Origin of the sequence: Rhodopseudomonas rhenobacensis (genome assembly GCF_014203125.1) — a bacterium.
GTDB classification, from domain to species: Bacteria; Pseudomonadota; Alphaproteobacteria; order Rhizobiales; family Xanthobacteraceae; genus Rhodopseudomonas_A; species Rhodopseudomonas_A rhenobacensis.
This window is the reverse complement of the sequence record NZ_JACHIH010000004.1, coordinates 17,847-40,463: the sequence shown is the minus strand read 5'-3', so window position 1 is coordinate 40,463 and position 22,617 is coordinate 17,847. Positions and strand designations below refer to the sequence as shown.

General features: G+C 66.9%; 19 protein-coding genes. 14 read left to right on the top strand and 5 right to left on the bottom strand.

The window, feature by feature from the left end; genetic code table 11:
- Positions 1 to 135: 135 nt before the first annotated feature.
- On the bottom strand, positions 136 to 1,419 hold the full coding sequence (locus HNR60_RS05165) for an MFS transporter (RefSeq protein ID WP_184255019.1): 1,284 nt from the start codon (positions 1,417 to 1,419) through the stop codon (positions 136 to 138).
- Positions 1,420 to 1,795: 376 nt separating this feature from the next.
- Between HNR60_RS05165 and HNR60_RS05160 the strand changes: the two genes are divergently transcribed.
- From HNR60_RS05160 to HNR60_RS05110, 11 genes are all read left to right on the top strand, one after another.
- Complete coding sequence (locus HNR60_RS05160; RefSeq protein ID WP_184255017.1) at positions 1,796 to 2,437, top strand: TetR/AcrR family transcriptional regulator; 642 nt, start codon at positions 1,796 to 1,798, stop codon at positions 2,435 to 2,437.
- A 148-nt stretch (positions 2,438 to 2,585) separates the two neighbouring features.
- Complete coding sequence (locus HNR60_RS05155) at positions 2,586 to 4,082, top strand: CoA-acylating methylmalonate-semialdehyde dehydrogenase (protein WP_184255016.1); 1,497 nt, start codon at positions 2,586 to 2,588, stop codon at positions 4,080 to 4,082.
- A gap of 35 nt (positions 4,083 to 4,117) precedes the next feature.
- Complete coding sequence (locus HNR60_RS05150; RefSeq protein ID WP_184255014.1) at positions 4,118 to 4,345, top strand: hypothetical protein; 228 nt, start codon at positions 4,118 to 4,120, stop codon at positions 4,343 to 4,345.
- Positions 4,342 to 4,770: a PIN domain-containing protein gene (locus tag HNR60_RS05145; protein ID WP_184255012.1), complete on the top strand. Its 429-nt coding sequence runs from the start codon at positions 4,342 to 4,344 to the stop codon at positions 4,768 to 4,770. The genes HNR60_RS05150 and HNR60_RS05145 overlap by 4 nt, the downstream gene beginning before the upstream one ends.
- Entirely contained in the window at positions 4,767 to 5,915 is a 1,149-nt protein-coding gene (locus HNR60_RS05140) for an isobutyryl-CoA dehydrogenase (RefSeq protein ID WP_184255010.1), read from the top strand. The genes HNR60_RS05145 and HNR60_RS05140 overlap by 4 nt, the downstream gene beginning before the upstream one ends.
- Positions 5,912 to 6,982, top strand: a complete 1,071-nt coding sequence (locus HNR60_RS05135; RefSeq protein WP_184255008.1) for an enoyl-CoA hydratase/isomerase family protein — start codon at positions 5,912 to 5,914, stop codon at positions 6,980 to 6,982. The genes HNR60_RS05140 and HNR60_RS05135 overlap by 4 nt, the downstream gene beginning before the upstream one ends.
- A 28-nt stretch (positions 6,983 to 7,010) precedes the next feature.
- Entirely contained in the window at positions 7,011 to 7,898 is an 888-nt protein-coding gene (gene mmsB, locus HNR60_RS05130; RefSeq protein WP_184255006.1) for a 3-hydroxyisobutyrate dehydrogenase, read from the top strand.
- Positions 7,899 to 8,107: 209 nt separating this feature from the next.
- Positions 8,108 to 9,832, top strand: a complete 1,725-nt coding sequence (locus HNR60_RS05125; RefSeq protein WP_184255004.1) for an AMP-binding protein — start codon at positions 8,108 to 8,110, stop codon at positions 9,830 to 9,832.
- A gap of 97 nt (positions 9,833 to 9,929) precedes the next feature.
- Positions 9,930 to 10,412: a MaoC family dehydratase gene (locus HNR60_RS05120; RefSeq protein ID WP_184255002.1), complete on the top strand. Its 483-nt coding sequence runs from the start codon at positions 9,930 to 9,932 to the stop codon at positions 10,410 to 10,412.
- 18 nt (positions 10,413 to 10,430) lie between these two features.
- Positions 10,431 to 11,345 carry an SDR family NAD(P)-dependent oxidoreductase gene (locus tag HNR60_RS05115; RefSeq protein ID WP_184255000.1) on the top strand — a complete coding sequence of 305 codons (915 nt, stop codon included), beginning with the start codon at positions 10,431 to 10,433 and terminating at the stop codon, positions 11,343 to 11,345.
- A gap of 233 nt (positions 11,346 to 11,578) precedes the next feature.
- Positions 11,579 to 12,808: a BaiN/RdsA family NAD(P)/FAD-dependent oxidoreductase gene (locus tag HNR60_RS05110; protein WP_184254998.1), complete on the top strand. Its 1,230-nt coding sequence runs from the start codon at positions 11,579 to 11,581 to the stop codon at positions 12,806 to 12,808.
- A 441-nt stretch (positions 12,809 to 13,249) separates the two neighbouring features.
- Here the strand turns inward: HNR60_RS05110 and HNR60_RS05105 are convergent, their stop codons facing one another.
- Together HNR60_RS05105 and HNR60_RS05100 are read right to left on the bottom strand one after the other, a co-directional pair.
- Positions 13,250 to 15,079, bottom strand: a complete 1,830-nt coding sequence (locus HNR60_RS05105) for an ABC-F family ATP-binding cassette domain-containing protein (protein ID WP_184254996.1) — start codon at positions 15,077 to 15,079, stop codon at positions 13,250 to 13,252.
- Between the two features lie 23 nt (positions 15,080 to 15,102).
- Positions 15,103 to 15,570: a YaiI/YqxD family protein gene (locus HNR60_RS05100; RefSeq protein WP_184254987.1), complete on the bottom strand. Its 468-nt coding sequence runs from the start codon at positions 15,568 to 15,570 to the stop codon at positions 15,103 to 15,105.
- A 107-nt stretch (positions 15,571 to 15,677) separates the two neighbouring features.
- Here HNR60_RS05100 and HNR60_RS05095 point away from each other — a divergent pair, with 107 nt between their 5' ends.
- A complete protein-coding gene (locus HNR60_RS05095) occupies positions 15,678 to 16,478 on the top strand; it encodes a hotdog family protein (protein WP_184255488.1) in 801 nt (266 codons plus the stop codon).
- A gap of 16 nt (positions 16,479 to 16,494) precedes the next feature.
- Here the strand turns inward: HNR60_RS05095 and HNR60_RS05090 are convergent, their stop codons facing one another.
- Positions 16,495 to 18,861, bottom strand: a complete 2,367-nt coding sequence (locus tag HNR60_RS05090; RefSeq protein ID WP_184254985.1) for a xanthine dehydrogenase family protein molybdopterin-binding subunit — start codon at positions 18,859 to 18,861, stop codon at positions 16,495 to 16,497.
- 208 nt (positions 18,862 to 19,069) lie between these two features.
- Between HNR60_RS05090 and HNR60_RS05085 the strand changes: the two genes are divergently transcribed.
- Positions 19,070 to 20,227 (top strand): Ppx/GppA phosphatase family protein, encoded by a 1,158-nt coding sequence (locus tag HNR60_RS05085; protein ID WP_184254983.1) that lies wholly within the window; start codon positions 19,070 to 19,072, stop codon positions 20,225 to 20,227.
- Positions 20,228 to 20,284: 57 nt separating this feature from the next.
- On the top strand, positions 20,285 to 21,001 hold the full coding sequence (locus HNR60_RS05080) for an RlmE family RNA methyltransferase (RefSeq protein ID WP_184254981.1): 717 nt from the start codon (positions 20,285 to 20,287) through the stop codon (positions 20,999 to 21,001).
- A gap of 34 nt (positions 21,002 to 21,035) precedes the next feature.
- Here the strand turns inward: HNR60_RS05080 and HNR60_RS05075 are convergent, their stop codons facing one another.
- The gene (locus tag HNR60_RS05075) at positions 21,036 to 22,523 is read right to left on the bottom strand and encodes a DHA2 family efflux MFS transporter permease subunit (protein WP_184254978.1); all 1,488 of its coding nucleotides are present in this window, start codon (positions 22,521 to 22,523) and stop codon (positions 21,036 to 21,038) included.
- Between the last annotated feature and the right edge of the window lie 94 nt (positions 22,524 to 22,617).

Sequence of the window (22,617 nt, the reverse complement as noted above, 5' to 3'; positions counted from 1 at the left end):
ACGCAGAGCAGCGCTCTTGCGCTGCGATGCGAGCCGGGACCGTTCCAAGCGCTGCGTTCTGTAACGGCCCCGGCTCACGGTGCGTCACGCCGCAATGGCGGCGTGACGCGCCGTGTCCGGGGCACGTCTGCGAAACTACGTCGCCGCCGGCTTCGGATGCCGCGCGATCGTGAGCACGATGGCGGCGGCGATCAGGCACAGCGCGCCGGCGGCGAAGAATGCCGGAAGGTAGCTGAGCAGCAGCGTGCGCGACAATCCGGCGCCGAACGCCGCGGTGGCGGCGCCCAGTTGATGGCCGGCGAAGATCCAGCCGAACACCAGGCCGGCGCGCTCGGCGCCGAAGGTCTGCGCGGTGAGCCGTACCGTCGGCGGCACCGTGGCGATCCAGTCCAGCCCATAGAACAGCGCGAACAGCGACAGCCCGTAGAACGAGAAGTCGCTGAACGGCAGGAACAACAGCGACAGCCCGCGCAGGCCGTAATACCAAAACAGCAGCCAGCGGTTGTCGTAGCGGTCCGACAGCCAGCCGGAAAAAATCGTGCCGAAGAAGTCCAGCACCCCCATCGCCGCCAAGAGGCCCGCGGCTTGCACCTGCGGGATGCCGAAATCGGCGCACAGTGGAATGAGATGCACCTGGATCAAGCCGTTGGTCGAGGCGCCGCAGATGAAGAAGGTGGCGAACAGGATCCAGAATACGCGCGTCTTCGCGGCGTCGCGCAGCGCGCCGAGCGCCGCCGCCATGATCGGGGCATTGGCCGGCGGCGGCAGCGGCAACGGCTCGGAGCCATGGTCGCCGTAGGGCCGTAGGCCGAGATCGGCGGGCCGGTCGCGCATCGCTAGCACCACGGCGCAAGCCGCGACGCCGAGTGCGGCGCAGAGCAGCAGCAACGCGGCGCGCCAGCCGTAGCGCTCGGTGAGCATCGCGAGCAGCGGCAGGAACACCAATTGTCCGGTGGCGACGCTGGCGGTGAGAATGCCGACCACCAGGCCGCGGCGATGCACGAACCAGCGCGCCGCCACCGTGGCGCCGAGCACCAGGGCGGTGAGCCCTGTGCCGATGCCGACCGCAATGCCCCACAGCAGCACCAATTGCCACAGCTCTGTCATCGCCACCGAGGCGATCAGGCCGACGGCGATGATCAATTGGCCGGCCAGCGTCACGTTGCGCAAGCCGTAGCGGTTCATCAGCGCGGCGGCGAACGGCGCCATCAGCCCGAACAGGATGAAGCGGATCGACAGCGCCGAGGAGATTTCGGCGGTGCTCCAGCCGAACTCCTGCTGCAGCGGCACGATGAACACCCCCGGCGCGCCGACCGCTCCGGCCGAGATCAAGCCGGTGAGAAACGTGACCGCCACCATCACCCAGCCGTAATGCAGGTTGCGGCGGGTGAGGGCGGCGGCGAGCCAGGTCGAGATCATCTGGGTTCCTGCTTGGGATTCGCGGCCGCTGCGACCGCGAATCGGACGACATCGGCGAGCCGGTGCAATGATGGGTATCATATGATGCGACGCAGAAGATGCAAGGCGAGAGGCGACATGATGCGGAGAGGGGCGCTTTTGGAAGCAACAATTCGTGTCCCGGACGCCGAGCAGCGCTCTGCGCTGCGACGCGAGCCGGGACCGTTGCAGGCGCTGCGTTCGTTACGGCCCCGGCTCGCAGCGCACGCCGCCGCGAGTGCGGCGCGCCGCGCTGCGTCCGGGGCACGTCTCGTATCTTTGCGGGTCGACCAAAAGACTGCAGCATCTTGCCGCGAAAAGTGTCATCATATGATTTCAGACATTCTATAGGTCGGCCATGCGCTATTCCAAGGACCACAAGCAGGAAACCCACGCCCGGATCGTCAAGAAGGCGTCGGTCCGGCTACGCGAAAAGGGCGCCCACGGCATCGGCGTCGCCGACCTGATGAAGGAGGCGGGGCTGACCCATGGCGGGTTCTACGCGCATTTCGACTCCCGCGAGGCGCTGCTGGTCGAGGCGTTCGGCTATGCGATCGACCGCTCCAACGCGCGCTGGCGCAAGCTCGCCGCCGAACTGCCGCCGCAGCAGCGGCTGGCGGCGATCGTGGAGTCCTATCTGACGGCGTCGCATCGCGACGATCCCGGCCGCGGCTGCGCGGTGCCGGCGCTCGGCGCCGAGATCGCCCGCGAAAGCCCGAAGACCCGCAAGGCGTTCGCCGCCAAGCTCGAGGAGATGATCGAGATGGTGGCGGAGCAGATCGTCGACGCGCCGCCGAAGCTGGCGCGCAAGCAGGCGATCGCCGCGATGGCGACGATGATGGGCGCGCTGCTGCTTTCGCGGATCGCCGGCCACGGCGAGATGTCCGACGAGATTCTGAGCGCCGGCCGCGAGGCCGCGCTGGATCGGGCCGCCGCGGTAAAATCCACCGCGAAGCCGCGCGCAGTGCGCAAACCGGCGCTGGCTCCGGCCGCGGACTGAGGCGTTTTTCTCAAGGCACGCATACGCGTTCGCGGTTTGCCGGGGCAGGACGCAGCCGCTAGTCTGCCGGAATCGCGACGGCAAGCCCTTCCCAAACGCCGCAAAAGTCTGTTCAAGATATCCCCAAAATCAGCTTCTGGAGGAACGTATGCGCTCAATCGGGCATTTCATCGCTGGCCGCGAGGTTGCTGGAACGTCGGGCCGCTTCGCCGACGTGTTCGAGCCGATGACCGGCGAGGTGCAGGCGCAGGTCGCGCTGGCGACCAAGGCCGAGCTGCGCGCCGCGGTGGAAGATGCCAAGCAGGCGCAGCTCGCCTGGGGCGCCACCAACCCGCAGCGCCGCGCCCGCGTGATGATGAAATTCCTCGAGCTCGCCCAGCGCGACTACGACAAGCTCGCCGAGCTGTTGGCCCGCGAGCACGGCAAGACCGTGCCGGACGCCAAGGGCGACATCCAGCGCGGCCTCGAAGTGGTGGAATTCGCCTGCGGCATCCCGCATCTGATGAAGGGCGAATATACCGAAGGCGCCGGCCCCGGCATCGACATCTATTCGATGCGGCAGCCGCTCGGCGTCGTCGCCGGCATCACCCCGTTCAATTTCCCGGCGATGATCCCGATGTGGAAATTCGCGCCCGCGATCGCCTGCGGCAACGCCTTCATCCTGAAGCCATCGGAGCGCGACCCCGGGGTGCCGATGGCGCTCGCCGCGCTGATGATCGAGGCCGGCCTGCCGCCGGGCATCCTCAACGTCGTCAACGGCGACAAGGATGCGGTCGACGCCATCCTGGACGATCCGGACATCAAGGCGGTCGGCTTCGTCGGCTCGTCGCCGATCGCGCAATACATCTATGAGCGGGCGGCGGCGACCGGCAAGCGCGCGCAATGCTTCGGCGGCGCCAAGAACCACGCCATCATCATGCCCGACGCCGATCTCGACCACACCGTCGACGCCCTGATCGGCGCCGGCTACGGCTCGGCCGGCGAGCGCTGCATGGCGATCTCGGTGGCGGTGCCGGTCGGCAAGGCTACCGCCGACGCGCTGATGGAGAAGCTGATCCCGCGCGTCGAAGCGCTGAAGATCGGCCCCTCGACCGATCCGTCGGCGGATTTCGGTCCGCTGGTCACTCGCGCGGCGCTGGAGCGGGTCAAGGACTACGTCAATGTCGGGATCGAGGAGGGCGCCACGCTCGCCGTCGACGGCCGCGGCTTCACCATGCAGGGCTACGAGAACGGCTTCTACATGGGCGGCTGCCTGTTCGACAACGTCACCAAGGACATGCGGATCTACAAGGAAGAAATTTTTGGCCCGGTGCTGAGCGTGGTGCGCGCCCACGACTACGCGGAAGCCTTGGCGCTGCCCTCCGACCACGACTACGGCAACGGCGTCGCGATCTTCACCCGCGACGGCGACGCCGCGCGCGACTTCGCCGCCAAGGTGAATGTCGGCATGGTTGGTATCAACGTGCCGATCCCGGTGCCGATCGCCTACTACACCTTTGGTGGCTGGAAGAAGTCCGGCTTCGGCGACCTCAACCAGCACGGCCCGGATTCGATCCGCTTCTACACCAAGACCAAGACCGTCACCGCGCGCTGGCCGTCGGGCGTCAAGGAGGGGGCAGAATTCTCGATTCCGACGATGAAGTGAGGTAGGCTGGGACATTCTCATTCCGGAGAAGCGCCATGACTGAGATGAAGTCGCTGAGTCGTATCGAAGAAATGGATGCGTCGTTCGATCGGCGCGCGCGCGCGAACGGCCGCACATTCGAGCAGGAGATCGAGTTCATGCTCGAGCAAAAGCGGCCGTTAACGCCAGAGGAGCGGGTGGCCCTCATCCGATATTTTCATTCGAGCTACGATGGCATCCAGCCGTCTTTGACGCTGGAGGAGATCAGGGAAGGCCTGATGTGAGGACGTGGGTTGTTGATGCCAGCGTTGCCGTCAAGTGGCTCGTTCCGGAAGCGATGTCGGATATCGCGAGAGAAATTTCGATTTCGACAGATCGTCTCGTTGCGCCACGTTTGATCAAGACCGAACTGGCCAACGCCCTGGTCACCAAGACCAAGCAAGGAACGCTCAACCTGCGGCAAGCCTCGGATCACTTTCGTAGGATTTCATTCTTGTTGCCCGAACTCATCGACATCGACGACATGATCCAGCCTGCATTTCAGAGTGCCTGCCTTCTTCGCCATCCTATCTACGACCTGATCTACCTCGAAACGGCGCGGCGAGTTGACGCGCGACTCGTGACGGCGGATCGCCGCTTCACGGCCAAACTCGCCGGCACCGAGCTTGCGCGTCACGTCATGTTGCTTTCCGACTGGCGGCCCGCATGACGCACTTCACCCTCACCGAAGACCATCGCGCCGTCCGCGACATGGCGCGCGACTTCGCCGCGGAAAAGATCGCGCCGCACGCGCTGCAATGGGATCAGGACAAGTATTTTCCGGTCGAGGTGCTGCGGCAGGCGGCTGCGCTCGGCATGGCGGGGATCTACATTCGCGACGACGTCGGCGGCAGCGGACTGACGCGGTTCGATGCCGCCCTGATCTTCGAGGCGCTGGCGCAGGGCTGCCCGACGGTGTCGGCATTTCTCTCGATCCACAACATGGCGAGCTGGATGATCGACGCCTATGGCAGCGCGGAGCAGCGCAGCAAATGGCTGCCGAAGCTGTGCAGCATGGAGCTGATCGCGAGCTACTGCCTGACCGAGCCGGGCTCCGGCTCTGACGCGGCGGCCTTGCGCACCCGCGCGGTGCGCAATGGCGAGCACTACATCCTCAACGGCCAGAAGCAGTTCATCTCCGGCGCGGGCCAGGCCGGGCTCTATGTGGTGATGGTGCGCACCGGCGGCGAGGGGGCCTCGGGCATTTCCACGCTGGTGGTGGAGCGCGACACGCCGGGGCTGTCGTTCGGCGCCAATGAGCGCAAGATGGGCTGGAACGCGCAGCCGACCTGTGCGGTGATGTTCGAGAACGCGCGGGTGCCGGTCGCCAACCGGATCGGCGAGGAGGGCATCGGCTTCAAGATCGCGATGGCCGGCCTCGATGGCGGCCGCATCAACATCGCGGCCTGTTCGCTCGGCGGCGCGCAATCCGCGCTCGACAAATCGCTGAGCTACATGAAGGAGCGTAAAGCCTTCGGAAAGCGGCTCGACGAATTCCAGGCGCTGCAGTTTCGCCTGGCCGACATGGCGATCGAGTTGGAGGCCGCGCGCACTTTCGTCTGGCGCGCCGCCGCCGCGCTCGACCGCAAGGATCATGACGCGACGATGCTGTGCGCGATGGCCAAGCGGTTCGGCACCGACGTCGGCTTCGAGGTCGCCAACCAGGCGCTGCAGTTGCACGGCGGCTACGGCTATTTGAGCGAATACGGCATCGAGAAGATCGTGCGCGACCTGCGGGTGCATCAGATCCTGGAAGGCAGCAACGAGATCATGCGGCTGATCGTGGCGCGCAAGCTGATCGAGGCCGCGCGATGAATGCGCCGCTGAAAGAGCCGGAGCTGATCGTGCGGCGCGAAGGCGCCGCCGGCGTCATCCGCCTCAACCGGCCGAAGGCGATCAACGCGCTGACGCTGCAGATGGCGCGCGGCATCGACGCCGCACTCGATGGCTTCGCCGCCGATCCGGAGGTGGCGCTGGTGCTGATCGAAGGCGCCGGCGAGCGCGGGTTGTGCGCCGGCGGCGACATCCGCGGCCTCTACGACAGCGCGCAGCAGGGCGGCGATCTCGGCCCGGTGTTCTGGCGCGAAGAGTATCTGCTGAACGCGCGGATCGCCTCCTTCGCCAAGCCCTACGTCGCCTTGATGGACGGGCTGGTGATGGGCGGCGGCGTCGGCATCAGCGCTCATGGCTCGCATCGCATTGTCAGCGAGACCACCAAGGTTGCGATGCCCGAGGTCGGCATCGGTTTCTTTCCCGACGTCGGCGGCAGTTATTTGTTGTCGCGCTCGCCCGGCGAGATCGGCAGCTATTTCGGCCTCACCGGCGCGATCATGAACGGCGCCGATGCGATCTATGCCGGCTTTGCCGATAGCTATGTGCCGCAGTCCGCCTGGCCGGCATTGCGCGACGCACTGACACAGGCGCCCGCGGCGACGGCCGCGCAGGTGCGTGGCATCGTCGCGCGCTTTGCCGCGGCGCCGCAGCCGGGAGCGGCCGAACTGCATCGCGATCGGATCGATGCGGCGTTTGCCCACGACACGGTCGAAGAGATCGTCTCGGCATTGTCGCGCTACGGCTCGGAGTTCGCGCGCGCGACCCTACAGGCGCTGCAGAGCAAATCGCCGACCAGCCTCAAGGTGACGTTGAAGCTGTTGCGCGAGGCGCGGCGTTTGCCCTCGCTGCGGGCCTGCCTGATTGCCGAGTATCGCGCGGCGCTGCAGGTGTTCGTCAGCGCGGATTTCGTCGAAGGCATTCGCGCCGCGGTGATCGACAAGGACCGCAGCCCGAAATGGCAGCCGTCACGGCTCGAGGACGTCAGCGACGACATCGTGGCGCGCTATTTCGTCGGCCGCGGCGAGAAGGAGCTGCAATTTCCAGACTAATCGAACAACAAAACGTGGAGGGGCAGGAATGAGCAAAATCGCGTTTATCGGGCTCGGCAATATGGGCGGGCCGATGGCCGGCAATCTGGTGAAAGCCGGGCGTAGCGTCGCCGGCTTCGATCTGGTGGCGGCCTCCTGCGCAGCGGCCAAGGGCGACGGCGTGAGCATCGCGGGTTCGGCGGTCGAGGCGGTGGCCGACGCCAAAGTGATCGTCACCATGCTGCCGGCCGGCAATCACGTGCTGGCGGTGTGGAACGAAATTTTGCCGCGCATCGCCAAGGGCGCGCTGATCATCGATTGCTCGACCATCGACGTCGGCAGTTCGATCCGCGCTCATGCGTTGGCGGCCAAGCACGAGATCGCGTCGGTGGATGCGCCGGTCTCCGGCGGCACCGGCGGCGCCAAGGCGGCGACGCTGACCTTCATGGCGGGCGGCGCGCCGGCGGCGTTCGAGGCTGCGAAGCCGGTGCTCGAACTGATGGGCAAGAAGATCGTGCATTGCGGCGGCCCCGGCGCAGGCCAGGCGGCGAAGATCTGCAACAACATGATCCTCGGCATTTCGATGATTGCGGTCAGCGAAGCGTTCACGCTCGCGGAAAAGCTCGGGCTGTCGCATCAGGCGCTGTTCGACGTCGCCTCGACCTCGTCGGGGCAGTGCTGGTCGCTGACCAGCTATTGCCCGGTGCCGGGGCCGGTGCCGACTTCGCCGGCCAACAACGACTACAAGCCGGGCTTTGCTGCCGCCTTGATGCTGAAGGATCTGAAACTGTCGCAGGAAGCCGCCAAGGCCGCGGGTGCTGCGACGCCGCTCGGCGCGCATGCGGAAGAAATCTACGCGGCGTTCGCCGACGCCGGCCACGGCGGCACGGACTTTTCGGGGATCATCAACTATCTGCGCGGGCAGGCGGGGGAGTAAGGGAGAGTCGTCATCCTGTGGAGCCGCGCGATCTTCGCGCGGCGTCTCGAAGGATGCGGCTTCGAGTGCCCGTAGCCCATCCTTCGAGACGCCCGGCTTCGTCCTGCGGACGACGCCGGGCTCCTCAGGATGACGGAAGTGTGGGTTGAAGCGTAACTAATTGAGCGTCCGCGTAGCGACGTCAGAATAACAAGACTTGGGGACGAGACATGACTACTTTCCAAGAGGCGCGGGCGTTTCTGCTCGCGCATCGCACCGATTACGACACCGCGGTGGCGGGTTTCCGCTGGCCCGACGACGCGCCGTTCAACTGGGCGCTGGACTGGTTCGACGCCGGACTGGCGGCCGACCCAGAAAGCAGAGATCGCACCGCGCTGTGGATCGTCGATGCGGCGAGCGGCAGCGAGAACAAGCTGTCCTTCGCGACACTGTCGCGGCGCTCCAACCAGGTGGCGAATTTCCTGCGCGCGCAGGGGCTCAACCGAGGCGATCATCTGCTGCTGCTGCTCGGCAATGTCGTTCCGCTGTGGGAGATCATGCTGGCGGCGATCAAGCTCGGCATCGTGGTGATCCCGGCGACCACGCTGCTGACGACCGACGAATTGCGCGACCGGCTGGAGCGCGGCCGCGCTAAGCTGGTGGTGGCGGCGCCCGACCAGGTGGCGAAATTCGCCAGCCTCGGCGGCGATGATCTGAAGCGCGTGGTGGCGGGCGATGCGCAGGACGGCTGGCTGCCATTCGCGCAGAGCACCGACTATCCGGAAGAATTCACGCCGGATGCGCCGACCGACCCCGGCGAGCCGATGCTGTTGTACTTCACCTCCGGCACCACGGCGAAGCCGAAGCTGGTGCGGCACAGCCAGCGCAGCTATCCGGTGGGCGCGCTGTCGACGATGTATTGGCTGGGTCTGCAGCCCGGCGACATCCATCTCAACATTTCCTCGCCGGGCTGGGCCAAGCACGCCTGGAGCTGCGTGTTCGCGCCGTGGAATGCCGGCGCGACGGTGTTCGTCGTCAACCAGCCGCGGTTCGACGCCAAGACCCTGCTGGCCACCGTGGCGCGCTGCGGCGTCACCACGCTGTGCGCGCCGCCGACGGTGTGGCGGCTGGTGATCCAGGAAAAACTCGGCGACTACAAGGTGGCGTTGCGCGAGGTCTGCGGCGCCGGCGAGCCGCTCAATCCGGAAGTGATCGATCAGGTCAAGGCGGCGTGGGGCCTCACCATCCGCGACGGCTACGGCCAGACCGAGACCACGGCGCTGTGCGGCAACTCGCCGGGGCAGAAGGTCAAGATCGGCTCGATGGGCCGGCCGCTGCCGGGCTACAAGGTTATTATCACCGATCCCGACGGCAAGCCGGCCAAGGAGGGCGAGATCACCTTGAAGCTCGGCGCCGATCGTCCCGCGGGGCTGATGCAGGGCTATCAGGGCGACGGCGGCAGTGTGAGCGGCGCCGACGGCGAACTCTATCGCAGCGGCGACGTCGCCTTCGCCGACGACGAGGGCTATCTGACCTTCGTCGGCCGCATCGATGACGTGTTCAAATCCTCCGACTATCGGATCAGCCCGTTCGAACTGGAGAGCATTCTGCTCGAACACGATCTGGTGGCGGAAGCCGCGGTGGTGCCGGCGCCGGATCCGATCCGGCTGGCGGTGCCGAAGGCCTATGTGATGCTGGTCGCCGGCACCGAACGCTCGCGCGACACCGCGCTGTCGATCTTCCGGCATCTGCAGGCGCGGCTGTCGCCGTTCAAGCGGATCCGGCGCATCGAGCTGGTCGACGAATTGCCGAAGACGATCTCCGGCAAGATCCGCCGCGTGCATCTGCGCCGGCTCGAGCACGACGACGACCGCAGCGATGCATTGCGCGGCCGCGAATTCCGCGAAGAAGAATTCGTCGAGTTGCAGCAAAAGCTGGGACAATCGGAGGGTTAGCGCGGCTATCGTCGCGGTGCGGATCGCAAGAAATCGCTTGGCGCTTGGCCGCCAGCTGTGGAATGTGCGTCGCAACAATAAGCGTGACGGAGAGCACATGACTTCGGTGGTGGAACGCGAGGCCTACCTCGCCATGGTGGGGCAGGAGGTCGGCGTCTCGGCCTGGCATCTGGTGGATCAAACGCGGATCGACGGGTTCGCCGACGCCACCGACGATCATCAATTCATCCATGTCGACCCGCTTCGCGCCGCGCGCGAAACCCCGTTCGGCGGCAGCATCGCCCACGGCTTTCTGACGCTGTCGCTGCTCAGCGTGTTCTCCTACGAGGCCATGCCCAGAATTCGCGGCGCCACCATGGGCGTCAATTACGGCTTCGATCGCTTGCGTTTCATCTCGCCGGTGCGCGCCGGATCGCGGGTGCGCGGCCGCTTCATGCTGGCTGAAGCTGTGATGCGCAAGCCCAACGAATTGCTGTCGCGCACCGCGGTCAGCGTCGAGATCGAGGGCGAGAAACGCTCGGCGCTGGTCGCCGACTGGCTCGGGCTGATCTATTTCGCAGAACAAGAAACCACGGTTTAAACTTCAGGGACGGCAACCATGAGCATTCGATTTGACGGACGCGTCGCCATCGTCACCGGCGCCGGCAATGGGCTCGGACGCGCGCACGCGCTTGGCCTCGCGGCGCGCGGCGCCAAGGTGGTGGTGAATGATTTCGGCGGTGGGCGCGACGGCTCGGGCGGCTCGATGACCGCGGCGGAGGCCGTGGTCGAGGAAATCCGTGCCGCCGGCGGCATCGCGATGGCGGACGGCGCCGACGTTTCCAATTTCGAACAGGTCAAGGCGATGGTCGACATGACCACCGCGGAGTGGGGCAGCGTCGATCTGTTGTGCGCCAATGCCGGCATCCTGCGCGACAAATCCTTCGCCAAGATGGAGCTCGCCGACTTCGCCAAGGTGATCGACGTGCATCTGAACGGCACGTTCTATTGCTGCAAGGCAGTGTGGGAGGGCATGCGCGCGCGCAACTACGGCCGCATCGTCGTCACCACCTCGTCGTCGGGCATGTACGGCAATTTCGGCCAGGCCAATTATGCTGCTGCGAAAGCCGGCGTCATTGGTCTCATGAATGTGCTCGCCGCCGAGGGCCGCAAGACCGACATCCGCGTCAATACCATCTCGCCGACCGCGGCGACGCGGATGACCGAGGAACTGCTGCCGCCGCAGGCGCTGGCCTTGTTGAAGCCGGAATCGATCACGCCCGCGGTGCTCTATCTGTTGAGCCAGGACGCGCCGACCCGCACCATCATCGGCGCCGGCGCCGGCTCGTTCGCGGTGGTCAAGCTGATGGAAAGCGAAGGGCTCAATTTGCCGGAAGCCGACTGGACCCCGGACGCCATCGCGGCGCATTTCGCCGAGATTTCCGACATGTCGAAGGCGCAGGCGCTCGACGGCGCGTTCCAGCAGACGCAGAAGTACGTCGAGCAGGCCGCGGCACGGCTGGCGAAGGGGTAGGCCCTCCGTTATTCCGAAGCGCCTGCGACGCGCGGTCTTCACCTCTCCCATAGGGAGAGGTCGGATCGCTCTTGCGATCCGGGTGAGGGGCTGCAAGCCTATCGATAGACCGTAACCCCTCACCCCAACCCTCTCCCCATGGGCGAGGGAGTTCGCTTCCGATGGCGCGAACGCTCGGGCTCAATAGCCCGGAGATTTTACAAGCCGCGCATCAGCGTGCATAGCGTTGCGCCATGATAGGCACTTCGAACAGCGTGGCGATCATCGGTGCCGGGCCGGCCGGGCTGATGGCGGCCGAGGTGATCGCGCAAGGCGGCGCGCGCGTCACGGTCTATGACGGCATGGCGTCGGCGGGACGCAAGTTTCTGCTCGCCGGGCGCGGCGGCTTGAACCTCACGCACAGCGAGCCGCTGCCAGAATTTCTGTCGCGCTACGGCGCCGCGTTACCGCATCTGCAAAGCGCGATCGAGGCGTTCTCACCCGACGCATTACGGGACTGGAGCGAAGCGCTGGGGCAGCCGACCTTCGTGGGCAGTAGCGGACGGGTGTTTCCGGCCGCGCTGAAGGCCTCGCCGCTGCTGCGGGCCTGGCTGCGCCGGCTGCAGACGGAGGGCGTCGAACTCAAGCTGCGACATCGCTGGCAGGGCTGGGGCGACGATGGCGCGCTGCGCTTTGCGACGCCCGACGGCGAGCGCGCGGTGCAGGCCGGCGCGAGCGTGCTGGCGCTCGGCGGCGCGTCGTGGCCGAAACTCGGTTCCGACGGCGGCTGGGTCGATATTTTGGCGGCGAAGCAAGTCGCGATCGCGCCGCTCAGGCCGGCTAATGGCGGCTTCACGGTGGCGTGGTCGGAGATTTTTCGCGATCGTTACGAGGGGCAACCGTTGAAGACCATCGCGCTGTCGTTCGGCGGCCGCGTGGTGCGCGGCGAGGCGATGATCACCAGGAGCGGCATCGAGGGCGGCGCCGTCTATGCGCTGTCGGCGGCGTTGCGCGACGCCATCCTCGCCGACCGTGAAGCCACGCTGCACGTGGCGCTGCGGCCGGATGTGCCTGCTGATGAGTTGACGGCGCGGCTGGCGGCGCCGCGCGGCAAGGCGTCGCTGACGAATTTCCTGCGCAAGGCGGCGCATCTGACGCCGCTCGGCGTCGGGCTGTTGCAGGAGGCGGCGATCGCGCAAGGCGCGGCGTTGTCGGCGCTGGCGCCCGCCGAACTCGCGGCGCTGATCAATGCGGTGCCGATCCGTCTGAATGGCCTGGAGCCGATCGCCCGCGCAATTTCGACCGCGGGCGGCATCGCGTTTTCAGAACTCGACGCCGATTACATGCTGCGCAAAGTGCCCGGCGTGTTCGCCGCCGGCGAGATGCTGGACTGGGAGGCGCCGACCGGCGGCTATCTGCTGCAGGGCGCGTTCGCCACCGGCGCTGCGGCGGGCCGCGGCGTGCTGCGCTGGCTCGCGCGCTGAGGCTGTCGATAAGTCGCAGACCAACCGCGGTCATTCCGGGGCGCGAGCACTTGCGAGCGAACCCGGAATCTTGCTGCGCGTACAAGAGATAATGCGTGTCGCAAGATTCCGGGTTCGCTCACAGCTGACGCTGTTCGCGCTCCGGAATGACGGTGCACAAGCATGTCGCCGTCGCCCTTCGAGGTCGAAGTCGCCGTCGCCCTTCGAGGTCGTCGCTGCAATCGGGATCGCCCCTCGCGACCTCTCCAATAAATGACGGACCTCTCCGCGTCATGGCCGCGCTCGTCGCGGCCATCCACGCCAACGAGCGAGGCTGTGCTGGTTCCCGTGGATGGCCGGGACGAGCCCGGCCATGACGGGTTGGGTTCAGGGCCGGATAATGGGGGTCAGCATTGCTGATCGTCGTTACTTGCCCGCTGTCGATTCAAGTGCACCCGCTACTCACGCGCTCTCGATCTCTTCGCGTAAGAGCTCCAATTCCAGCCACTGGTCCTCGGCGATCTGCAGCTCCTTCTGCGCGGCGGAGAGCGCGGCGGAGGCGGTGTCGAATTTCTTGCGGTCCTTGGCGTACAAATTGGGATCGTCGAGGAAGCGGTGCTGCTTGGCGATCTCGGCGTGCAGTTTGGCGATGGTTTTCGGCAGCGTGTCGAGCGCGTGCTTTTCCTTGAAATTCAGCTTGCGCTTTGCCGCGCCCGCGGCCGGCTTCTCGCCGCGCGCGGCGGCTTCCTTGGCGCTGTCGGCCTTGGCGGTTTCCACCGCCTTGACGGCGGCGCGCGTCAGGTCCGCGCCGCGCTGCTTCAGCATGTCGGAATAGCCGCCGGCATATTCCACCCAGCGGCCGGCGCCTTCCGGCGCAATCACCGAGGTCACCACGCGGTCGAGGAAGTCGCGGTCATGGCTGACCAGGATCACCGTGCCCTCATAGTCGCCGAGCATTTCTTCCAGCACGTCGAGGGTTTCCAGATCGAGGTCGTTGGTGGGCTCGTCGAGCACCAGAAGATTCGACGGCTTGGCCAACGACCGCGCCAGCATCACCCGGCCGCGTTCGCCGCCGGACAGCACTTCCAGCGGCGTGCGCATCTGCTCCTGCGCGAACAGGAAGTCCTTCATGTAGCTGACGACGTGCTTCGGCTTGCCGTTGACCATCACGCTGTCGCCGCGACCGCCGGTCAAGGCTTCGGCCAGCGTCGATTTCGGGTCGAGACTTTCGCGGCCCTGGTCCAGCGTCGCCATCTCGATGTTGACGCCGAAACGGATTGTGCCGGAATCCGGCGGCGCTGCGCCGGTCAGCATGTTGATCAGCGTGGTCTTGCCGGCGCCGTTCGGGCCGACGATGCCGATGCGGTCGCCGCGCTGCACCCGGATCGAGAAGTCGTCGACGATCTTGCGGTCCTCATAGACCCGGCCGATGCCCTTGGCCTCGATGATCAGCTTGCCGGATTTCTCCGCCTCGGCGGCGTTGAGGTTGGCGGAACCCGCGGTGCCGCGATAGTCGCGACGCTGCTCGCGGAGCTCGAACAGGTTGCCGAGCCGCTTGACGTTGCGCTTCCTGCGGCCGGAGACGCCGTAGCGCAGCCAATGCTCCTCGGCGACGATCTTGCGGTCGAGCTTGTGCTGGTCGCGCTCTTCCTCGGCCAAGACGTCGTCGCGCCATTGCTCGAAATCGGCGAAGCCGCGGTCGATCTGGCGGATCTGGCCGCGATCGAGCCAGGCGGTGGCGCGCGACAGATTGGTCAGGAAGCGGCGGTCATGGCTGATGATGACCAGCGCGCAGCGCCGGGCCGCGAGGTCTGCCTCCAGCCACTCGATGGTGGTGAGGTCGAGATGGTTGGTCGGCTCGTCGAGCAAAAGGATGTCCGGATTGGGCGCCAGCATCCGCGCCAGCGCGGCGCGCCTGGCCTCGCCGCCGGACAGATGGGAAGGGTCCTCGTCGCCATGCAGGCCGAGCTGTTCCAGGAGATACGCCGCCTGGTAATGCTCGTCGCCGGCGTGCAGGCCGGCCTCGACATAGGACAGCGTGGTCGAGAAGCCCTCGAAGTCGGGTTCCTGCGGCAGATAGCGGATGGTGGCGCCGGGCTGCACGAAGCGGCTGCCGCGGTCGGGCTGCACCAGGCCAGCGACGATCTTCAAGAGCGTCGATTTGCCGGAGCCGTTGCGGCCGATCAGGCAGACCCGCTCGCCGGCGGACACCGACAGTTCGACCCCGCTGAGCAGCGGGGTGCCGCCGAAGGTCAGCGCGATGTCTTTCAATTGGATCAGCGGAGGCGCCATGGTCTCTCAATTCAAACAGAGTGTTACGCGGGTTTATTGCTGCGCTGGATGCGGCGGATCGCAGTGTCCAGCGCGGACAGGAAGGCGGAGCGGTCGCGTGGGCTGAAGCCGCGCGGGCCGCCGGTGACTTCGCCCGCCGAGCGCAGGTCGGTCATCAGGTTGCGCACCGCCAGCGTCATGCCGATCGAGGCCTCGCTGAACGGCTTGCCGTTCGGCGCCAGCACGTCGGCGCCAGCTTTGACGCAGCGGCTCGCCAACGGCACGTCCGAGGTCACCACTATATCGCCACGGCCGGCGCGTTCCGCAATCCAGTCGTCGGCGGCGTCCATGCCGGGACCGGCGGCGATCCGCTCGATCGAGGGATCAGGCGGCACGCGGATGAAGTTCCCCGCCACCACGCTGACCGGCAGGCCATGGCGGGCGGCCACCTTGTAGATTTCGTCCTTCACCGGACAGGCGTCGGCGTCGACATAGATGCGGGTCGGGCTCAAGCGGGGCCTTCTGTGGTCGCGGGGCTGGGGTGCTCACCCGCGGCTTTGCCGCGGCTGCGGCGAGGCGTACCATCTTGGGTACCAATCAACAACTTTTGCGGGGAATGATGACGGTTTTGCCGGAACCCTATGGGGTGGTCGCCCACAACAGCGCCAAGCAGTCGGAAAACCGGATGCATGACGACGCCGTGGCGCGACGGTTCGGGTTCGTCGGCGGGCTGGTGCCCGGGGTCGATGTGCTGGCCTATATGACGCATCTGCCGGTGGCGAAATGGGGCCGCGGCTTTCTGGAGCGCGGGCTGATCGAGGCGCGCTTCGTCAAGCCGGTCTATGACGGCGACGACGTCGAGGTGAGCGCCGAGCCGGACGGCGAGGGCCTGACGCTCCGGGTCGAAAGCCGCGGCGAACTCTGCGCCACCGGCGCGGCCGCGCTGCCGGAGCACGCGCCGCCGGCGCGGCTCGGCAATTTCCGCGCGGTGCCGCCGGTGACGATCCGCCGCCCGGTCGATTCCAGCTCCTACGAACTCGGCAAATGGCTCGGCACCGCGCCGCAATGCTGGGCCGGCGATGCGGCGATCGGCTATTTGGCCGAAGTGCGCGAGGCCGATCCGATCTACCGCGCCGAAGGCCTGCTGCATCCCGGCGTGCTGCAGCGGATCATGAACCGGGTGCTGATCGAGAATGCGCTGCTCGGCGCCTGGATGCATGTCGGCAGCGAGATGCAATTGCTCAACGCCGCGCGCCCGACCGACCAGCTCACCGCGCGCGCCAAGGTCACCGGCAATTACGAGAAGAAGGGCCACCGCATCGTCGAGCTCGACGCGCTGATCGTGGCCGGCGGCGACACCGCGATCGCGCATTGCCACCACGTGGCGATCTACCAGCCGCGGGCCAAGGCGGCGGCGTAACCCGCCGCCGCGCGGCTCAAGCCGCCTTGCGCTTGGCGTCTTCGATCGCGCGCCACACCCGCTCCGAGGTCAGCGGCATGTCGAGATGCGCGATGCCGTAGTCGGACAGCGCGTCGAGCACGGCGTTGACCAGGGTGGCGAGGCTGCCGGCGCAGCCGGCCTCGCCGCAGCCCTTGGTGCCGAGCGGATTGGATTTGGTCGGGCTCGGGTGATCGCCGACCGTCATCATCGGAATGTCCTCGGCACGCGGCATCGCGTAGTCCATGAACGAGCCGGTGACCGGCTGGCCGCTGTCGTCGTAGCTGACGTTTTCCATCAGCGCCTGGCCGATGCCTTGCGCAACGCCGCCGTGCAACTGGCCGGCGACGATCATCGGATTGACGATGGTGCCGAAATCATTGACCCCGGTGTAGCCGACCACGCGGGTGACGCCGGTGTCGGGATCGATCTCGACCTCGGCGACGTGGCAGCCGTTCGGGAAGGTCGAGGGGATGGCGGTGATGGTGTGGTCGACGTCGAGCGAGGACGGCACGCCCTCGGGCAGCGTGGCGTCGCGCAGGCGTTGCGCCAGATCGAGGATGTCGATGCCGCGGTCGGTGCCGGCGACGAGGAAGCGGCCGGCGTCGAATTCGATGTCGGCTTCCGCGGTTTCCAAGAGATGCGCCGCCGCGATCTTGCCTTTCGCGATCACCAGCTTCGACGCTTCCACGATCGCCGTGCCGCTGGCGGTGATCGAGCGCGAGCCGCCGGTGCCGCTGCCGGTGTGCACCACGTCGCTGTCGTTCTGCTGCAGCGTCACCCGCTCGAACGGCACGCCGAGCTGCGCCGCCAGCACCTGCGCGAACGGCGTGGCGTGGCCCTGGCCGTAATCCAGCGTGCCGGTGATCAGCTTCACGCCGCCGTCCGGCTCGAACACGATCTTGCCGAGCTCGGGGTTGGCCGGGGCGGTGACTTCGAGATAGCTGCCGACCGCGATGCCGCGCAGCTTGCCGCGCTTCCTGCTGTCGCGCTTGCGCTTGGCAAAGCCCGCGTAGTCCGACAATTCCAGCGCCTTGTTGAACACGCCGAGGAAGTCGCCGCTGTCATAGGTCATGCCGGAGGAGGCCTTGAACGGCAGCTGCGATGGCTTGATGAAGTTGCGCTTGCGCAAGGCGAGGCGGTCGATCCCCATTTCGTCGGCGGCGCGATCGATCAATCGCTCCATGAAGTAGTTGGCCTCGGGACGGCCGGCGCCGCGATAGGCCCCCATCAGCGTGGTGTTGGTCAGCACGCATTTGATGTCGACGCTGTGAATCGGCGTCCGGTACACGCTGGAGAGGTTTTTGCCGGTGTTGAGCGACAGCGGCAGTGGCGACACCCCGGTGATATAGGCGCCGAGATTGCCATAGCCACTGATCCGCACCGCCAGAAATTTTCCGTCGGCGTCCAGCGCCAGTTCGGCGTGGATCTGCTGCGCGCGGCCGTGGCTGTCCGACAGAAAGCTGGTGGAGCGCTCGTCGGTCCATTTCACCGGCCGGCCCAGCGATTTCGCGGCGTGCAGGATGCAGATGTATTCCGGATAGTTGACGTTCTTCATGCCGAACGAGCCGCCGACATGGCCGGTCAGCAGATGCACCTTGTCGTTCGGCACCTTCAACAATTTCGCCAGTGCGTTGCGGCTGCCGGAGACGCCTTGGGTCGGCAGCTGGATGGTGTAGCGCTCGCTGGCCTGGTCGTAGGAGGCGAGCGCGCAGCGCGGCTCCATCGCCACCACCGCGACGCGGGTATTGACGATGTCGAGTTTTGTGACATGGGCGGCGGCCGCGAAGGCGGCGTCCACCGCGTCGGTGTCGCCATAGTGATAATCCAGCGCGACGTTGCCGAGGACCTGGTCGTAGAGCTGCGGCGCGCCGGGCTTGGCGGCGTCCTCGGCGCTGGTCACCGCCGGCAGCGGTTCGATGTCGAGCTCGATCGCCTCGGCGGCGTCGCGGGCCTGCAACAACGTCTCGGCGACCACGATCGCCACCGGATCGCCGACATAGCGCACCTTGTCGGTCATCAGCGCGGTACGCGGGGTCTGCAAGAGCGGCGTGCCGTCGCGATTCTTCAAGGGCAGCGTGCAACTGAACGGCGCATAGTCGGCGGCCGCGAGGTCGGCGCCGGTCCAGATCCGCAGCACGCCCGGCATCGCTCTGGCCGCACTGGCGTCGATGCTGCGGATCACGCCGTGCGGGTGGTTGCTGCGCAGCATCCAGGCATAGGCCTGGCCGGGCGCCTGCAGATCGTCGGTGTAACGGCCGTGGCCGCGGACCAGCGTGTCGTCTTCCTTGCGCCGCACCGGCTGGCCGACGCCAAACCGCTGCAGCGCGACGGCGGCGTCGCGCGGAAACACGTGATCTTGCATGGTGCAATCCATCAAACGGCGACCGCGGTCGCGAAGGCGGGAAATCTGCGGACAACGCAGCATTGCCGAGATAATGCAGCGCTGCCGTTGCGACAACGCATGTTTGGGAATGCGGCCTGCGCGATGCTTGCGCCGCGCCGCTGCGCTGCTAAACTTTCCGTGAATGGTTTCCTCGCTGGCCCCGCAGGGTCACGGAAAGACGGATTGTATGACGGACGATACGCGGCTTCGCGACGGCCTTGGGCCGCGCGAGGACCCGCAAGCTGCGAGTGTTGCGGAGGGCAGCGGGACCGCGGTCGAACCGGCCGGCGGTTCGCGCGCCGACGCTGCGCATCGCGATGGCTCGCATCCTTATGGCGCTCACTCGGACGGCTCGCACCCCGAGGGCGGGCACGGCCATGACGGGGTTTATGCCGCGATCGACCTCGGCACCAACAATTGCCGGCTGTTGATCGCCCGGCCGACCGGCGACGGCTTCCGCGTGATCGATTCGTTCTCGCGGATCATCCGGCTCGGCGAGGGCATGTCGGCCAGCGGCCGGATCAGCGAGGCGGCGATCGGCCGCGCGATCTCCGCGCTGTCGGTGTGCAGCGAGAAGATTCACGCCCGCCGGGCCAAGCGGCTACGGCTGGTCGCCACCGAGGCCTGCCGCGCCGCCGACAACGCCGACGATTTCCTCGACCGGGTGGCGCACGCCACCGGGATCCGGCTGGAGGTGATCGACCGCGAGACCGAGGCCCGGCTGGCGGTGGTCGGCTGTTCGCCGCTCTTGGATCCGCACGGCCGCGGCGCCATCCTGTTCGACATCGGCGGCGGCTCCTCGGAACTGGTGTGGATCGAGCGCGATCCGGCCAAGCCTGAGCTGGCGCCGCGGATCCGGGCCTGGATGTCGATTCCGCTCGGCGTGGTGACGCTGGCGGAGCGATTCGGCGGCAAGGTGGTCAGCGACGAGACCTATGCGGCGATGGTCGAGGCGGTGGCGATCCATGTAGGGCCGTTTGCGGCCCGGATCGGCGGCGATCTCGCCGGAATGCACCTGCTCGGCACCTCCGGCACGGTGACCACGCTGGCCGGGCTGCACCTCGATCTGACCCGCTACGACCGCCGGCGGGTCGACGGGATCTGGCTCAGCGACGCCGAACTGACCGAAACCATCGCCAAGCTGCACGGCATGAGCTATCACGACCGCGCCAGCAACAATTGCATCGGGGTGGAGCGCGCCGACCTGGTGCTGGCCGGCTGCGCCATCCTCGACGCGATCCGCACCGCGTTCCCGCTGCCCCGGCTGCGGGTGGCGGACCGCGGCCTGCGCGAGGGCATGCTGGTGGAAATGATGCGGCAGGATGGTGCGCTGGGCCCGGCGTGAGGGCTTTCGGCGTCCGCCTGTGCTAAGACCGCGCCCCAACCCGTCGAGACAGACAATATGGCCAAAGACACCACCGGGCGCCTGCGCGTCACCGTCAAGAGCGCCGGCAGGCTGAAACTGTCGTCGAAGCTCTGGCTGGAGCGCCAACTCAACGATCCTTATGTAGCGCAGGCCAAGCGCGACGGGCTGCGCTCGCGCGCCGCCTACAAGCTGATCGAGATCGACGACAAATATCATTTCCTCAAGCCCGGCATTTCGGTGGTCGATCTCGGTGCCGCGCCCGGCGGCTGGAGCCAGATCGCCGCCAAGCGGGTCGGCGCCGCCGACGGCCGCGGCAAGGTGGTGGCGATCGATCTGCTGGAGATGCCGGAAATCGTCGGGGTCGATTTCGCGCAGCTGGATTTCCTCCACGCCGAGGCGCCGGCCAGGCTGTTGGCGATGATCGGCGGCAAGGTCGACGTGGTGCTGTCCGACATGGCCGCCAACACCACCGGCCATCGCAAGACCGATCAGTTGCGCATCGTCGGCCTCGTGGAAGACGCTGCGGCGTTCGCCTGCGACGTGCTGAAGCCGGGCGGCACTTTCGTCGCCAAAGTGTTCCAGAGCGGCGCCGATGCCACCCTGGTGACCCAGCTGAAGCGCGACTTCGTCACCGTCAAGCACGTCAAGCCGGCCTCGAGCCGCAAGGATTCCTCCGAGCGCTACGTGCTGGCGATGGGTTTCCGCGGCATCGCGGCGGCGACGCCTGAAGACGAGCCCGTGGCGCTGTCCTGAGCGTTGCAACCCGGCGACAGCCGTATCAGGCGGCTCAGCCCAGCCTTTGATCGCGGGCGTCCTCGGTGGCTTCGCTGCCGGTCTTGACCGCGGTCTTGGCGGCGGCTTTTTCCGCGCCCTTGCGGCTGGAGATTTCGATCGCCTTGCGTCCGGAAATCTCGTGGCCGGCATCGTCCGGCATCTGCCAGAAGAAATACGCCGACAGCGCCGACAGGATCGACACCACCACGAAGGCCGGGGCGAAGTCGTCGGCGGTGATCGTGGTCATATGCCGCCAGGCCATGGTGGATTCCACGCACAGCGCGCCGACCGCGACGCCGGCGGAAATCGACAGCTGCTGGTTGACGCTGACCAGCGTTGTGGCGCGGCTCATCTGCGCGGTTTCGACCTCCGCATAGGCCACGGTGTTGATCGCGGTGAACTGCAGCGAGCGGAAGAAGCCGCCGACCAGCAGGATGATCATGATCAGCAAGAGCGGCGTCGCTTGCGTGAACAGCGCGCAGGCGGCGAGAAACACCGCGCTGACCACCGCGTTGACCGTCATGATGTTGCGGAAGCCGAAGGTCTTGATGATCCGCGCCGCCAAGGCCTTCATGCCCATCGCGCCGGCCGAGGAGGCGAAGGTCACGAGGCCGGACTGGAACGGGCTGAGGCCGAAGCCGATCTGCATCAACAGCGGCAGCAGGAACGGCAGCGCGCCGATGCCGAGCCGGAACAGGAAGCCGCCGATGATGCTGGCCCGCAGCGTGGCGAGCCGCAGCAGGGTGAAGTCCAGCACCGGGGAAGCGGTGCGGCGGGCGTGAAACACGTACAGCGTCATCGACACGCAGCCGACGCCGATCAGGCCCGCCACCACCGGCCACGGCAACAGATTGAGCCCTGCGACCGACAGCCCGAAGGCGATGCCGGCAAGGCCGACGCCGGCCAGCACCAGGCCGACCAGATCGAAGCGCTCCGGATGGTCGCTGCGGATTGGATCGATGTAGCGCTGCGCCATGAAGATGCCGACGAGCCCGATCGGGATGTTGATCAGGAAGATCCAGTGCCAGGAGAAATAGGTGGTGATGAAGCCGCCGAGCGGCGGGCCGATCACCGGCCCGACCAGCGCCGGGATCGTCATCCACGCCATCGCGCCGACCAGCGCGCTCTTGTCGATCGAACGCAGCAGCACCAGACGCCCGACCGGGGTCATCATCGCGCCGCCGACGCCCTGCAGGATCCGCGCGATCACGAAGTCGCTCAATGAACTCGACAGCGCGCAGCCGATCGAGCCGACCATGAACACGCCGATGGCGATCGAGAACACCGCGCGGGCGCCGAAGCGGTCGGCGGTCCAGCCCGAGGCCGGGATGAACACCGCCAACGACAACAGGTACGAGGTGATCGCCAGCTTCAGCGTCAGCGGCGAGGTGCCGATGTCGGCGGCGATCGCCGGCAGCGAGGTCGCGATCACCGTGGCGTCCATGTTTTCCATGAACAGCGCCGCGGCCACGATGAGCGGGATCAGGCGTTCCTTGGTCATCCGGTCTTCGGCTGGATTGAGCGGGGCGGGGACCCGCGCTGTAACATCCTGTCGCGGCAGCGGCTATTGCGGAAGACCGGGCAGCACATAAATC